13 protein-coding genes and 1 pseudogene are annotated in these 13,035 nt (G+C 64.2%); 7 read left to right on the top strand and 7 right to left on the bottom strand.

Translation table 11 applies throughout. From position 1 onward, the window contains the following. Positions 1–37 precede the first annotated feature (37 nt). Positions 38–637 carry a response regulator transcription factor gene (locus CXY76_RS18080; protein ID WP_233200074.1) on the top strand — a complete coding sequence of 200 codons (600 nt, stop codon included), beginning with the start codon at positions 38–40 and terminating at the stop codon, positions 635–637. A 371-nt stretch (positions 638–1,008) separates the two neighbouring features. On the opposite strand, the gene CXY76_RS18075 is transcribed toward CXY76_RS18080, so the two are convergent. Further along, the gene (locus CXY76_RS18075; RefSeq protein WP_104166944.1) at positions 1,009–1,371 is read right to left on the bottom strand and encodes a DUF488 domain-containing protein; all 363 of its coding nucleotides are present in this window, start codon (positions 1,369–1,371) and stop codon (positions 1,009–1,011) included. 3 nt (positions 1,372–1,374) lie between these two features. After that, complete coding sequence (locus CXY76_RS18070; protein WP_104166942.1) at positions 1,375–1,989, bottom strand: TetR/AcrR family transcriptional regulator; 615 nt, start codon at positions 1,987–1,989, stop codon at positions 1,375–1,377. Between the two features lie 157 nt (positions 1,990–2,146). Here CXY76_RS18070 and pdhA point away from each other — a divergent pair, with 157 nt between their 5' ends. From pdhA to CXY76_RS18050, 4 genes are all read left to right on the top strand, one after another. Next, the gene (gene pdhA / locus CXY76_RS18065) at positions 2,147–3,259 is read left to right on the top strand and encodes a pyruvate dehydrogenase (acetyl-transferring) E1 component subunit alpha (RefSeq protein ID WP_233200004.1); all 1,113 of its coding nucleotides are present in this window, start codon (positions 2,147–2,149) and stop codon (positions 3,257–3,259) included. Further along, complete coding sequence (locus tag CXY76_RS18060) at positions 3,256–4,272, top strand: alpha-ketoacid dehydrogenase subunit beta (protein ID WP_104166938.1); 1,017 nt, start codon at positions 3,256–3,258, stop codon at positions 4,270–4,272. Before pdhA ends, CXY76_RS18060 begins: the two co-directional genes overlap by 4 nt. Further along, positions 4,269–5,543 (top strand): dihydrolipoamide acetyltransferase family protein, encoded by a 1,275-nt coding sequence (locus CXY76_RS18055; protein ID WP_199190355.1) that lies wholly within the window; start codon positions 4,269–4,271, stop codon positions 5,541–5,543. Before CXY76_RS18060 ends, CXY76_RS18055 begins: the two co-directional genes overlap by 4 nt. A 64-nt stretch (positions 5,544–5,607) precedes the next feature. Next, positions 5,608–6,393 (top strand): (S)-acetoin forming diacetyl reductase, encoded by a 786-nt coding sequence (locus CXY76_RS18050; RefSeq protein WP_104166936.1) that lies wholly within the window; start codon positions 5,608–5,610, stop codon positions 6,391–6,393. 66 nt (positions 6,394–6,459) lie between these two features. Here CXY76_RS18050 and CXY76_RS18045 read toward each other — a convergent pair whose 3' ends face one another. The 5 genes from CXY76_RS18045 to CXY76_RS18025 form a co-directional block, all read right to left on the bottom strand. Beyond that, positions 6,460–6,795: a hypothetical protein gene (locus CXY76_RS18045; RefSeq protein WP_104166934.1), complete on the bottom strand. Its 336-nt coding sequence runs from the start codon at positions 6,793–6,795 to the stop codon at positions 6,460–6,462. After that, positions 6,788–7,702: an SPFH domain-containing protein gene (locus CXY76_RS18040; RefSeq protein ID WP_104166932.1), complete on the bottom strand. Its 915-nt coding sequence runs from the start codon at positions 7,700–7,702 to the stop codon at positions 6,788–6,790. The genes CXY76_RS18045 and CXY76_RS18040 overlap by 8 nt, the downstream gene beginning before the upstream one ends. Further along, positions 7,699–8,400 (bottom strand): hypothetical protein, encoded by a 702-nt coding sequence (locus tag CXY76_RS18035; RefSeq protein WP_199190354.1) that lies wholly within the window; start codon positions 8,398–8,400, stop codon positions 7,699–7,701. Before CXY76_RS18035 ends, CXY76_RS18040 begins: the two co-directional genes overlap by 4 nt. Next, positions 8,400–10,619, bottom strand: a complete 2,220-nt coding sequence (locus tag CXY76_RS18030; protein WP_233200002.1) for a nitric-oxide reductase large subunit — start codon at positions 10,617–10,619, stop codon at positions 8,400–8,402. Before CXY76_RS18030 ends, CXY76_RS18035 begins: the two co-directional genes overlap by 1 nt. A 604-nt stretch (positions 10,620–11,223) precedes the next feature. Beyond that, a complete protein-coding gene (locus CXY76_RS18025) occupies positions 11,224–11,448 on the bottom strand; it encodes a hypothetical protein (protein WP_104166928.1) in 225 nt (74 codons plus the stop codon). A 78-nt stretch (positions 11,449–11,526) separates the two neighbouring features. On the opposite strand from CXY76_RS18025, the pseudogene CXY76_RS19850 reads away from it, so the two are divergent. Next, positions 11,527–11,826: pseudogene (locus tag CXY76_RS19850) on the top strand (substrate-binding domain-containing protein); the annotation flags it as partial. A gap of 89 nt (positions 11,827–11,915) precedes the next feature. After that, positions 11,916–12,515, top strand: a complete 600-nt coding sequence (locus tag CXY76_RS18010) for a DUF1349 domain-containing protein (RefSeq protein WP_104166922.1) — start codon at positions 11,916–11,918, stop codon at positions 12,513–12,515. Positions 12,516–13,035 lie beyond the last annotated feature (520 nt).

The following is a 13,035-nucleotide window of genomic DNA, read 5'->3' as shown; positions in this document are numbered from 1 at the left end:
CGACGACCAGGAACTCGTGCGATACGGCTTCAGACTGATGCTCGAAGCCCGCCAAGGGATAACCGTCGTCGGCGAAGCATCCGACGGCCTGCAGGCAGTCGGCGCAGCCGACCGGCTGCGTCCCGACGTCGTGCTGATGGACATCCGAATGCCAGGAGTCGGCGGCATCGAGGCGACCAGACGCATCACAGGGCTCCATCCCCATACTCGTGTACTTGCCATCACCACCTACGATCTCGACGAGTACGCTTTCGGCGCCCTCGACGCTGGCGCAGCCGGCTTCCTTTTGAAAGACACCCGCCCAGACGAGCTCGTCACCGCGGTCCGCGCCGTCCACACCGGCGATGCCGTCGTATCACCCCGCATCACCGCGAAGCTCATCCAGGTCGCCGCCCCCCACTTCCTCACCCGGCACGCCATCAACGCCGACGAGGTACTATCCGAACTGACCGCTCGCGAACGCGAGATCTTCATGCTCATCGCAGGCGGCGAGACCAACAGCGAGATCGCTGCGAAGCTGTACTTGAGTGAGTCGACGGTCAAGGCGAACGTCGGCCGAGTACTCGCCAAACTCGACCTCCGAAACCGAGTCGACGCGGTCATCCGCGCCTACGAGCTCGGTGTCGTCGGCAACTGACCTAGCTTTCCCAAAGGACTGGACTAGGAGGCAGGCCCTATCGAGACTGCTCAAAACCCACATAGCCAAGTTGCGGCTGAATGCAACATGTCGGAGGGTTTCGACTGAACTGAGCCGGGTGCTCGGCCGGATCCATTGGCAACCCCTCGCGCGGCTGGGCGAATGACGAGCTCGGCGCCGAGATATCGGCCAGCCTGCCGGCGCCAGCCGAGACACTCTGCACCCGGGGGTTCTGCAGGGCGAGAGACCGACGTCCCGGTGGTGCGGTGAGGAGCTTACGGCGTTGCGGAAGGCTGTGCGTTATGGCGCCACCCTATGACCGGCATCCGCTCCCACGCCTGGGGTTCACACATTAGGTGGAAAGAGAATGGCTATTTATCCCCGAGGTAGTCGGCCAAAACTCGAGCGTGATTAACCACGGGGTCCTTGGCGCCATAGAGCAGGGTCGTGGGTCCGGTGGCATGCGCGGCTAGCTCGCGCAGCGCGGTCACGGCCCGCATCGTCTCCGGGTCATCGTCGAGTTCGGCACGATAGCGAACGGCGAATTCGCCGATTCGCTCCGGATCGTGGTTCCACCAGGTGCGCAGTTCTGGGGAGGGGGCGACCTCCTTGAGCCAGGCATCCAGCCGGGCACGCTCCTTCGTTACGCCGCGCGGCCAGAGCCTATCGACTAGTACGCGGAAACCGTCGTCGTCGGCCGCGTCGTCGTAGATGCGCTTGATTCGAATACTCATGGTCTACCTAACTTGTACGTCGGTGAGGCCGAGGTGCTTCAGGGCAGAGTAGGCGTGGCCCGCGGCGGCATCCGCCGTGATCGGCTCGATCAGCCCAAGAAGCCGCCGGCGGTAATCCTCGCCCAGCAGCAGCGCGTAGAGCGTCTCGGCGCGGTCGGTGGCGCCCCATCCGCGTTCGGCGTCGATGTGCTCGGCGAGCCGGGCGACGTGCCGCATATCGCCGTTGTCGTGCAGCGTGCGGGCCAGATCGGGAAATCGCAGCGACTCGGCGATCACGAGCCTGTGCAGCCCGATCATCTGGGCGGAGTGCAGGCCGAAAACGATTCGGGCGGCCAGGGATTCCAAAGTGTCCGGGTTTTGAGTGTCGCCACTGACGGTGTCGGCGAGGCGGCGCTGCATCTCGGTGAAGACACCGTCCTTGTTGCCGAAGTAACTGTAGATGGTTCGCTTGGTCACCCGGGCATCGGCAGCGATCCGGTCCACAGTGGCATTGCCGAAGCCGTACTCGAGAAAATTCGACAGCGCGGCGTCGAGGATCTGCTCTTGCCGTTCGATGCGCCCGGCCTCGGTGGGGCGACCACGCTTTCGTTCGAGCGGTTCTGAGTGCGCGGATTCCACTGTTCGCCTTTCGGTTGTCGATGACGCTATACATCCAAGGTACTCGTCGTTATAGAATGATACGGCGTCGTATCATTAATTTAATCCGACTCCTCAACCGCGACCTCACGAAGGCCGAGAAGGGAGTTCCGCTATGTCTACTCGACAGCGAACTACCGTGGCACCCCCGAAGCCCGGTGCCAACCAAGGCGCCACCCCCACCGCGGTGGCGGACCACCCCGGTCCGACCAACTGCGCCGCCGGGGAGCGTGCCGTCGACTTCTACCGGCAGATGGTGTTCATCCGTCGCTTCGAAGAGCGAGCGGCCCGGGCATACACCCAGGCATTGATCGGCGGCTACTGCCACCTCAACCTCGGCGAAGAGGCCGCCGTCGTCGGCCTGATGGCGGCCCTGCGCCCCACCGATTACCTCTTTACCAACTACCGCGAACACGGCTACGCGTTGACACGAGGCATCGACCCCAACCGCGTGATGGCCGAGCTCTTCGGCCGCTCCGACGGCGTCTCCAAGGGCTGGGGCGGCTCGATGCACATGTTCGACCTCGAAAAGCGAATGCTCGGTGGGTACGGAATCGTCGGCGGCCAGATTCCACTGGCCACCGGAGCAGCCCTCGCCATCGACTACCGAGGCCTGGACGAAATCGTCATGTGCACCATGGGCGATGGCACCACGAACATCGGCGCCTTCCACGAATGGCTCAACATCGCAGCGCTCTGGAACCTCCCCATCGTCTACGTCGTGATCAACAATCGGCTGGGGATGGCGACGACGGTTGACAAGTCCTCGGCAGAGCCCGAACTCTACAAGCGAGCATCGTCGTACCGGATGGCGTCCGAGCGTGTAGACGGGCTCGACCCGGTGCTCGTATTTGAGGCGGCGCAGAGAGCCGCGGCGACGGCGCGGGGCGGTGAGCCGTTCCTGCTCGAGGTCATGACCGAACGGCTGCGCGGGCACTCTGTGGTCGACCCCGGCAAGTACCGGGGCGCCGAGGAGATCGCGCTCACCAAGGAGCGCGACCCGCTCGTCACCTTTGCCGCCCAAATGGTCGATGACGGCCTGCTGACCGAGCAGGAGATCACCGCCATCAACGACGACGCCATCGAGCAAGCCACCGCGGCCGCGGTCTTCGCCGAGGCGAGCCCGTTCCCCGACGTGTCGACCCTGTTCGACTACACGTACGCCACACCCGTCGCCAACGACTCCCACAGGTTGCCCGGGCAGCCCCTCTTCGAGCCGGCACCATTCCCGGAACAGGAGGTCACCCGATGAGCATCATGACCTATCGGCAGGCACTGCACGACACGTTGCGATCCGAGATGCACCGCGACGCCGACGTGTTCCTGATGGGCGAGGAGATCGGCCTCTTCGACGGCGCCTACAAAATCACCGCCGGGCTGCTTGATGAGTTCGGCGAGAAGCGGGTGCGCGACACCGCGATCGCCGAGGAGGGCTTCACCGGTGCCGCGATCGGTGCTGCGATGCTGGGCCTCCGCCCGGTCGTGGAGATCATGACGATCAACTTCAGCCTGCTCGCGCTCGACCAGATCGTGAACCATGCCGCCAAGATCTATGGGATGTTCGGCGGGCAGGCGCGCGTGCCCCTCGTCATCCGCACCCCCGGCGGCGGTGGCCAACAACTCGGTGCCACGCACTCGCAGAACATCGAACTCTTTTACGCCTTCGTGCCCGGAATGAAGGTCGTCGCCCCCAGCACCCCCGCCGACGCCAAGGCGATGATGCTCGCGGCCATCCGCGACGACGACCCGGTGCTCTTCCTGGAGAACCTGTCGCTCTACAACACCAAGGGCGAGGTGCCCGACGAAGACATCCCGGCCGAGATGGGCAAGGCCGCCGTCACCCGGCGCGGCAGCGACATCACCCTGATCGGCTACTCGCGGATGGCGTACGTGGCCGCCCAGGTCGCCGAACAACTCGCCGAGTCCGACGGGCTCGACATCGAGGTCATCGACCTGCGGAGCCTGCGCCCGCTGGACCGCGACACCGTGGTGGAGTCCGTGAAGAAGACCCACGCCGCCGTCATCCTTGAGGACGACTGGCTCACCTACGGGATCGGCGCCGAAATCGCCGCGACCATCTCCGACGGCGCCTTCGACTATCTGGACGCCCCGGTTCGCCGGGTCGCCATGGCCGAGGTGCCGATGCCGTACTCAAAACCACTGGAGACTGCCGCGTTGCCGTCTGCGGACGACGTCATCGGCGCCATCCGGCAGACCCTCGACGCCGTCGGCCGCCGCCGCTACCCGATAGGGAACAAGTCATGATCGAAATCACAATGCCGCGTCTCTCCGACACCATGACCGAAGGCGCGATCGCGGTGTGGCACAAGAAGCCCGGCGACCGGGTCGAGGTGGGCGACGTACTCGTGGAGATCGAGACCGACAAGGCCACCATGGAGTACGAGGCCTACGACGCCGGCACGTTGTCCAAGCAGCTTGTGCCCGAGGGGGAGCAGGTCGCGATCGGCGCCCCTATCGCGCTTCTCGACGATGGTAAGCCGACCGTCGCGCCTGAGCCCGCGGTTGCTCCCGCAGCCGCGCTGCCTGCTGACGCGCTGCCTGCTGACTCGGCTTCGACTGTCGCGGCCGTGCCGGCGACGGATGCCGCGGCTCCGGCCACCGAGGACGGCGCTCGACTTTTCGCCTCCCCGCTCGTGCGCAAGCTCGCCCGCGAGCACCACCTCGACCTGAGCCAAGTGCGCGGCACCGGCCCGGGCGGTCGGATCATCCGTGCAGACACTGACGGCCTGCTCGCCCTCGAGCCCGACACCGTCCCCACCGTCGCCGCAGCGGTGCGAGAGGCCGCCGCCCCCGCCGCCACCGGCGACGACAAACGTGGCTCGGAGACGGTGCCGCTGAGCAGCATGCGTCGGATCATCGCCCGCCGGCTCGGGGAGAGTGCCCGCACCATCCCGCACTTCTATGTCACCGCGACCGCGGACGCCGAGAACCTTGTACTGCTGCGCACCGATCTCAACGCCCAACTGGTCGCGGCCGGGCGGCCGAAGGTCAGCATCAACGACCTGCTGATCCGGGCGAGCGCGCTGGCGCTGCGGGAGCATCCACTGGTGAACGCCTCATACATCGACGACGCGAGCGGCGAGATGCTCGTGCACCACCGCGTCAACGTGGGTGTGGCCGTCGCCGGGTCCGCAGGCCTGGTGGTTCCGGTGATCGAGGATGCGGACCAGAAGACGGTCAGCCAGCTCGGCACCGAGGCCAAGGCGCTGGTCGCGCTGGCCAACGCCAAGAAGCTCACGCCGGCGCAGATGTCGGGTGGCACCTTCACGATCAGCAACCTCGGCATGTTCGGCGTCGACCAGTTCACCGCCATCATCAACCCGCCCGAAGGGGCGATCCTGGCCGTGGGCGGCATGGCCCGCGAGGCTGTTGTCGTGGGGGACGAGATCCTGCCCCGGCACCGGATGCGGTACACCCTCTCCGCGGACCACCGGATCATCGACGGGGCGCTGGCCGCACAGTTCCTGCAGACGCTTACCCGCCTGATCGAGAATCCGTGGACCATCCTGGCCTGATTTCAGGGACTCACCCTGCTCGGCGCCAACCACACCAACGAACAAGAAGATCGGAAACACAGCCATGGCACGCACAGAAAATAGGAAAGTCGCCCTCATCACCGGTGGCGGACAGGGAATCGGGCGGACGGTCGCGGAGCGGCTGCACGCTGACGGCTTCAAGGTGGCCATTGCCGACCTGAACCTCGAGACCGCCGCCATGGTCGCTGAATCGCTGGGCGGCAAGGCCGGCGGAGCGATCGCGGTGCACGTCAACGTCGCCGACCGGGATAGCGTGTTCGCCGCGGTCGACCAGGCCGTAACCGAACTCGGCGGCTTCGACGTGATCGTCAACAACGCCGGCATCGCCCCGACCTCTCCCATCGAGGAGATCACCGAAGAGAGCATCGCCACGATCTTCTCCATCAACTTCAACGGCACGGTGTGGGGCATCCAGGCGGCCACCAAGGCGTTCAAGGAGCTCGGCCACGGCGGAAAGATCATCAGTGCCGCATCCCAGGCCGGCCACATCGGCAACCCCGGCCTCGCGTTGTACTCGTCGACCAAGTTCGCCATTCGCGGTCTGTCCCAGACGGCCGCTCGGGACCTCGCCCCGTTCGGCATCACCGTGAACACCTTCGCCCCCGGCATCGTGAAGACGCCGCTCATGGAGAACCTGGCCAAGAAGCTGGCGACCGACAACGACAAGCCCGAAGCGTGGGGCTGGGAACAGTTCACCAAGGGCATCGCCCTCGACCGCCTGTCTGAAACGGCCGAGGTCGCCGGAGTCGTGTCGTTCCTGGCCGGCCCCGACTCCAACTACATCACCGGCCAGTCGATAGTGGTCGACGGCGGGATGGTGTTCAACTAAGCCCGCGCAGCGCACACTTCTGATCCGGCGCTGCCTCTGGCAGCGCCGGATTCTTTGGGCACGTCCCTAGTGCTTCGAGATCGGACCGACCCGTTGTGGTGCGTGGTTCGCCCTGACCCACCTCAGGGCGCCCGTGATGGCTAGAATCGCGCCGGCGCCACCGACAATGAGCCCTAGAAACAACCAGACGAACAACGGGTCGAGTTCGGTTGTCGATCCGGTCGAGCCGACAATCGTGCCACCGAGGAAACCAGCCAACGGCGCGAAGGCAGCAACGAGGGTTCCGGCGACGACAGAACGGATGCCGCGCGTGCTGAGTGGCTGAGTGGTCTGGACGGTCTCTCCATCTGCGTCGGACTGGGAAGTCGCGGAGGGTTCAACATTGAGATGCGGGTCACTCACGGTCGTACCTCTCGATTTTGTCGGACGGTGGGCGGGAGTGTTCAGCGAAGCGCGCGCTCTCATCCAGAGGGCTGCCCTCCGGCGATGCACCGGTATGACTCTCGGCGGCGGGGGATTGGTCCCGGGTAGCACTGCTGAACCGGTCGATGAGGTCGGGGACCTTCTGCAGGAAGGGCCCGATGATGTCGATGGGCAAGGGGAACACGACTGTGGAGTTCTGGTCCGCACCAAGCTCGAGGAGGGTCTGCAAGTACCTCAGTTGCAGCGAGGCCGGATTGCGGCTGAGGGTTTCTCCGGCCAAGCGCAGTTCTTCGGATGCCTGGAGTTCGCCGTGGGCGTTGATCACTTTCGCCCGACGCTCGCGTTCGGCTTCCGCTTCGCGGGCCATGGCGCGCTGCATGGCCTCGGGGATCTCGACGTCCTTGATCTCGACCACCGTTACATGCACTCCCCAAGGCTCGGTTTGGGCGTCGATGCTGTGGGCGAGATCCTCATTCAGGTCAGCCCGGTGCGCCAGGAGAGTGTCGAGGTCCGCGCGGCCGACCACGGACCGGAGGGTTGTCTGGGCCATCTGCGACGTGGCGACCGCATGATTTGCCACGGCCATGACCGAGCGCACCGGATCGGTGACCTGAAACAACACCACAGCATTCACCCGGGCCGGCACGTTGTCTTTAGTAATTACATCCTGAGGCGGGATCGTGAGTGTGACGATGCGCAGTTCGACTCTCACGAGTGTGTCGATTCCGAAAAGAACGAGTCGGGGCCCGGGCTGGCGCAGATCACCGATGCGACCGAGCCGGAACACTATGCCACGTTCGTATTCGCGGAGGACCTTGACCGACGCGAACGCATAGATCAGTGCCAGCACCACGATGACGGCGACGGCTATCAGCGCGGCTGTCATGGTGCTCCGTGCTCGACAGGGCCAGTCTTGCGAACCTCCGGCGGGGGCTTGCCAATGGTGACGCGTACAGGGTCGGCGCGCCGGGTACTGCCGTAAACGGCCTTCCGGCGGCTTTCCCGCAGTCCGCCGGCTTGCGCGCCGGCGAGGGATTCGTCGAGGCCCTCAACGGGGACGTGCAGTGGGAAGCCGGTGGGGGTCCGCCGGAAGTGTGACCACAGGGGCCAGCTGGCCAGGGCGACCAGAAGCACAGTCGCACCGAGGATGACCAACTCCAGCGGTGTGCGGGGGCCGATCATAGTGACGAGGGGCCAGAGCACGGCCAGGACGACCACGGAGCAGGCGATACCGCGATGAAATCTTTCGGCTTCCGAGCTCGGCCAGGGGTCGATGTTGCGGCTGATCTGGCGGCCGCTGTCGGATGTCGTGCAGACCGACTTGAGCGGACAGGCGTTGCAGATACTCGGCGTGCCGCGGTACCGCATCACCCGGTTGTCGGGGTCAAACGAAGTCGGCCACAACCACTGGTCCTCCGGGCACACCCACGCGTCGTGGCTCGGGTGGTAGGTGAATCCTCCGGTGTGCCACCGGCTCGACTGCACGGCGATGCGCCGGGCGGTCAGGTCGAGTAGGTGCGCCGCCACCAGCAGGAACACCGCGTATCCGGCCCCGAGCCAGACGGCCGGGTCCACCGAGCCCATCAGCCGCTCCCGCCTGTGCCTGCGCCACCACTGGTGCCGCGACGGTCCGAGCCGTACCGCGATGACGGCAGCGTGGCGGCACCGGCGGGTGAGCCGTCGTCGGCCGGGGTCTCCTCGACGAAGAGGGTCTCGATGGGAACCTCGTGGGTGGTGGCCTTGATCCGGTACCGGACGCCGAGCCACGTGATCCACAGGAAGGGGACAACGCCGCCGACTATGAAGATGATGTCTCCCGGCATCCGGATCCACTCGAGGATCGCGTTTCCGGGTTGCGTAATGTAGCCCAGCTCGCGGGCTTCGAAATAGCCGTCATTGATGGAGTGCCATAGCTGGATGACACCGAGGGGGAGCAGCGTCGCAAACGTCATCCAGGCCAGCCCGATGTTCAGTGACCAGAACGATAGTTTGGCGAGCCGGTCGGGCCATCGCTCCGCGGGGATGAGGTAGCGGAGCACGAACAGGCCAAGCCCCACCCCCAACATCCCGTACACGCCCATCATCGATGCGTGAGCGTGGTTAGCGGTTAGGGCCGTGCCGATCTCGTAGTACGAGACGATCGGCAGATTGATGAGGAACCCGAACACGCCGGCACCGAGGAAGTTCCAGAACCCGACCGCGACGAGGAACATCACCGCCCAGCGGTGAGGGAAGGGGGCAGAACTCCGCGACTCCTGACGGGATCCCAATTGGAGGAAGCTCCAAGCCTCGATGGTCAGGAACGTCAGCGGGATGATCTCCAGTGCGGAGAAGAAAGCGCCCAGGGCCATGTGCTCCACCGGGGTGCCGGAGAAGTACAGGTGGTGCATCGTGCCGATGACGCCGCCGACCGAGTAGAGGATCACGTCGAGGAAGATCAGCTGCATCGCGATCTTCCGTCGCACAACACCCAGCATCACGAAGATGTAGGCGACCATCACGGTGGTGAACAACTCGAGGAAGTCCTCGACCCACAGGTGAACGACCCAGAATCGCCAATAGTCAGCGACAGTGAGGACGGTTTCCGTGCCCGCGAGCAGACCCACGGCGTAGAAGCCGGGGATCGCAAGTCCGGCGTAGAAGAACAGCCACGGCATATTGAACCGTGATTCAGTCTTCAGGCGGGCCCGGATGCCGCGAAAGATGATCGCGATCCAGAGGAACAGGCCGACGACCAAGAGCCCTTGCCAGACCTTCGGAAGGTCGAGGTACTCCCATTGCTGGTCCCAGAGCAGCGAACCCTTGGCCCATTTCACCCCGAACACACTCAATGCCTCGCCTGTGAATGAGCCCGCGATCACCAGCGCGACGGCCCCCAGCAACCCGTAGGCAAGCCAATGCTGGCGCTTGGGCTCCCGGCCGGAAATATACGGGGCAAGGAAGATGCCGGCGGCGAGGAACGATGCGGCGGTCCACAGCAGTGCCAATTGCACGTGCCAGGTGCGTGCGAGGTTGAAGGGGAGCAATTGCGCCAGGTCGATCCCGAAGAAGCTGGAGAGATCGGCACGATAGTGCTCCAGCGCAGCCCCCAGTAGGGCCTGGCCGAGGAACAGGAGGGCGACAACGAAGAAGAACCACGCCGTGGCTCGCTGCCCGGGGGTGACGGCGACCTCACCGGGCTGACGGAACGCGAGGGCGGGGGCCTCAGAGGCATGCCAGCCCATCCTCTGACTCCAGCGACTGTACAGCCCGAACAGGACCCCGATTCCTACCAGGAGAGCCACCAGCGAGAGACCGCTCCAGACGATGATGTCGGCGGTCGGCCCGTTGGCGACGAGGGGTTCGGCCGGCCAATTGTTTGTGTACGAGTAGTTGTGTCCAGGCCGTTCGGCGGCGGCGGCCCAGGCTGTCCAGGCGAAAAATGCCGTGAGCTGGTGGATCTCCTGCGGATCGGTGATCATGTTGGGAATGAGCCCATACTTCGTCGTGGGTTCCCCGAAGTACTCGGCGTAGTGCGCCTTCAGATCGGTGAATGCGCCCGCCTGCAGGTCGGTGTAGGTGAGGGTCTTACTGCTCGGGTCGTACCTGTTGGTGCGCATCATTTCGACCAGCTCGCCGCGTGGATCCTGTACATCGGTGGCCTGAAGGTCGTCGAGGACGATGGTTGAGGAGCGTCGAAGATAGTCCGCGGTGTAGTCCGGACCGAGGTAGCCGCCGTGGCCCACAATGGATCCGTACTGCTGCAATCCGCGGCGCAGGAATATTTGCTGACCGGCCGTGATATCAGCCGCTGTGAAAATCACTTCGCCGTTTTCGGTAACCGTCTGTGACGGTTGCGGCATTGAGTCCGTGTATGTGCGGAGCGCCAGGATGCCCATCACGCAGAATCCGAAGATCAGCACCAGCGCAACGCCCTGAACCCAGACTTTAGAGACGAGAAGTTCGGAACGGGGGCTCTTGCCCGTGCTGTTCTTAGGTGATATCTGGACCACGAGGCCCCCTCCGGTGACGCTGGAGTCCATGACACTGGAGTGATCGGCACGTTCTTCGATCCAGCATTACTGGGCTGATTCACAGCTAAAACGAAACTTCCTCAGATTTTAGTAACGTTCGACTGCTGAGCGCAACACATTCCCGCGGTTCAAAACCGACCGGACTCAGTTTCACTGGCGTCGCCGGTGGACGAACCGTGGAGTGTGCCCAAGGCAGATGATGGCCAGGCGGCAATACGGTTGCTGCTCTAGCCGAGTTGCAGCTGCCGGCTATCGTTTCGACCTCGCCACCGTGCAAGGCGGCGACGTGGCGGCATGCGTGTCCCAGGCGCTTCGTGACTTCGAAGGATCGACCACCGGAATTCTGGCGCTTGCGCAGTCGGCAGAGATGCGGGAGTCGCTTCTCGGCTACCGTTCACCGGTGCCCATGTATATCGATCGGTTTCTCGACCGGGGTACGCCGAGTCAGCCGGGCGCGGAGGAACTGATAGGGAGAGTCGCGGCCGAGCACCTGTGCGAGCTTGGCCATCAACGAGTGCTGCATCTGCCAGGACCACCCGGAGCTCTCTCCGCGATACATCGACAAGACGCGTTTGTCGCGCGAGCCAGTGAACTGGGCATGGCTGTCGAGATCGGCCAAGCGGGAGACTGGACGTCAGGGTCCGGGTACAGCCTTGCCCGCACCATTCGCCCGGACGCGTAAAGCGCGGTCTTCGTCGCTAATGACGCGATGGCTATCGGTTTGATGCACGGCCTACGCGGCCGATCGATCAGTGTGCCTAACCAGCTTGCTGTGCTGGGAGTGGATGATGCGCCCGAAGCCTGACATTTAGATCCGCAGCTGAGCTCCATCCGTCACGGTATGGCCGCGGTAGGGCAACTCGCTGCGCGAATCCTGATCTCGGCGATCGAGGGCACTCCTGAGCCCGATCCATCCCACTACCTGCACGTCCAGGTCGTTAGCCGCGCCTCGACCGCTTCCCCCGGTGCCGCACCTCGAGAAACCCGTTACCGATAACACGTCGTCAGACCCACGATGAGCACCGGCCTTCCTTTACGCTATCGACGGCGCTGTGTACGGCGCCCATGATGGGGAGAAGGAATTCGATGAACGTTGCTGTGCCGGGGGTTCCTCCTCTCGAATGGGTCAACGGCCAGGCACTTGCCGAAACGCCTGCAACCGGCGTCCTCGTCGTCACCGCTGCCGCAGGTGCTGACTGGACCAACGATGCCTTCGGCGGTCGCCAACAACATGCAGCGTCCTTGCTCGGATTCGTCCCATCAGGAGACTTTTCCTTCTCAGTTCGCGCTCGGGTCCTGAGCGAACGAACAACTTTCGACGCTGCCGTCCTGGCGATTTGGGGCGACACCGACCATTGGGCCAAGCTGTGCTTCGAATACTCACCCCAGGGCCAAGCCATGGTCGTGTCTGTGGTGACAAACGAATACTCGGATGACTGCAATTCAACGGTTGTCTCCGAGGATTCGGTCTACCTCCGGGTTGTTCGCTTCGGGTCGGGTTGGGCCTTTCACTCGTCCGCCGACGGCCACAATTGGGATTTCGTGCGCGTCTTCCGCCTCGCCTACGACGGCCCTGTGCGTGTGGGCTTTCTCGCGCAGGCCCCCATGGGAGACCAGTGCGTCGCCGAGTTCAAGAACATCACTTACAGCATCACTGTGCCGGCAGATTTTCGAGACGGTAGCTAATTCCGCAGGTCACAAGACCGCTCGAATGACACCGCAGTGCAGGCCTTTCCAAGCGTTGCCAAGCGCCCCACAACGATATGTCGCCACGTGCGCTAGTCGAGCGCCGACGTCGTCCCTGAGGTCTCGAAAAACTTATGGGCGGTGAGACACTTGGGTTATGGGACACTTATCCGCCGATCGGGGCCTGATGGTGACTAACCAAACCGCGACTGGCGATTCCAGGCAGCACTTCCTTGGCTTGCGGTGGTATTCACGTGTGCATTTGCACTAATGGTTATCAGGGCGAAGAGACACCGCGCGACGCCCAATTGATGTAGCCGGCGAGCACGTGCTGATCGCAACAAGGGAATTGTCGCGCGCATGTCTTGTATCCCATGGGTTCTGAGACAGTCGAAGTTGCGAGACATTCGCCATGACCACCGCACCGGAAGCGCGCGACGCTCGACGATAGGTGTGGGCTGTGGCTCTGCTCCAGACGGACCGCCGAACGAGTGCCGGACGCTAACCTGATCTGCGCGCG

The sequence above is a fragment of the Cryobacterium sp. N22 genome, assembly GCF_002929555.1.
GTDB lineage: Bacteria > Actinomycetota > Actinomycetes > Actinomycetales > Microbacteriaceae > Cryobacterium.
This window is presented reverse-complemented; position numbering and strand designations above follow the sequence as displayed.

Coding starts and splice junctions, on each gene's coding strand:
- CXY76_RS18080 (WP_233200074.1), top strand. CDS start 38: ATGCTCGAAGCCCGCCAAGGGATAACCGTCGTCGGCGAAGCATCCGAC.
- CXY76_RS18075 (WP_104166944.1), bottom strand. CDS start 1,371: ATGAGTATTCGAATCAAGCGCATCTACGACGACGCGGCCGACGACGAC.
- CXY76_RS18060 (WP_104166938.1), top strand. CDS start 3,256: ATGAGCATCATGACCTATCGGCAGGCACTGCACGACACGTTGCGATCC.
- CXY76_RS18055 (WP_199190355.1), top strand. CDS start 4,269: ATGATCGAAATCACAATGCCGCGTCTCTCCGACACCATGACCGAAGGC.
- CXY76_RS18050 (WP_104166936.1), top strand. CDS start 5,608: ATGGCACGCACAGAAAATAGGAAAGTCGCCCTCATCACCGGTGGCGGA.
- CXY76_RS18040 (WP_104166932.1), bottom strand. CDS start 7,702: ATGACAGCCGCGCTGATAGCCGTCGCCGTCATCGTGGTGCTGGCACTG.
- CXY76_RS18035 (WP_199190354.1), bottom strand. CDS start 8,400: ATGGGCTCGGTGGACCCGGCCGTCTGGCTCGGGGCCGGATACGCGGTG.
- CXY76_RS18010 (WP_104166922.1), top strand. CDS start 11,916: ATGAACGTTGCTGTGCCGGGGGTTCCTCCTCTCGAATGGGTCAACGGC.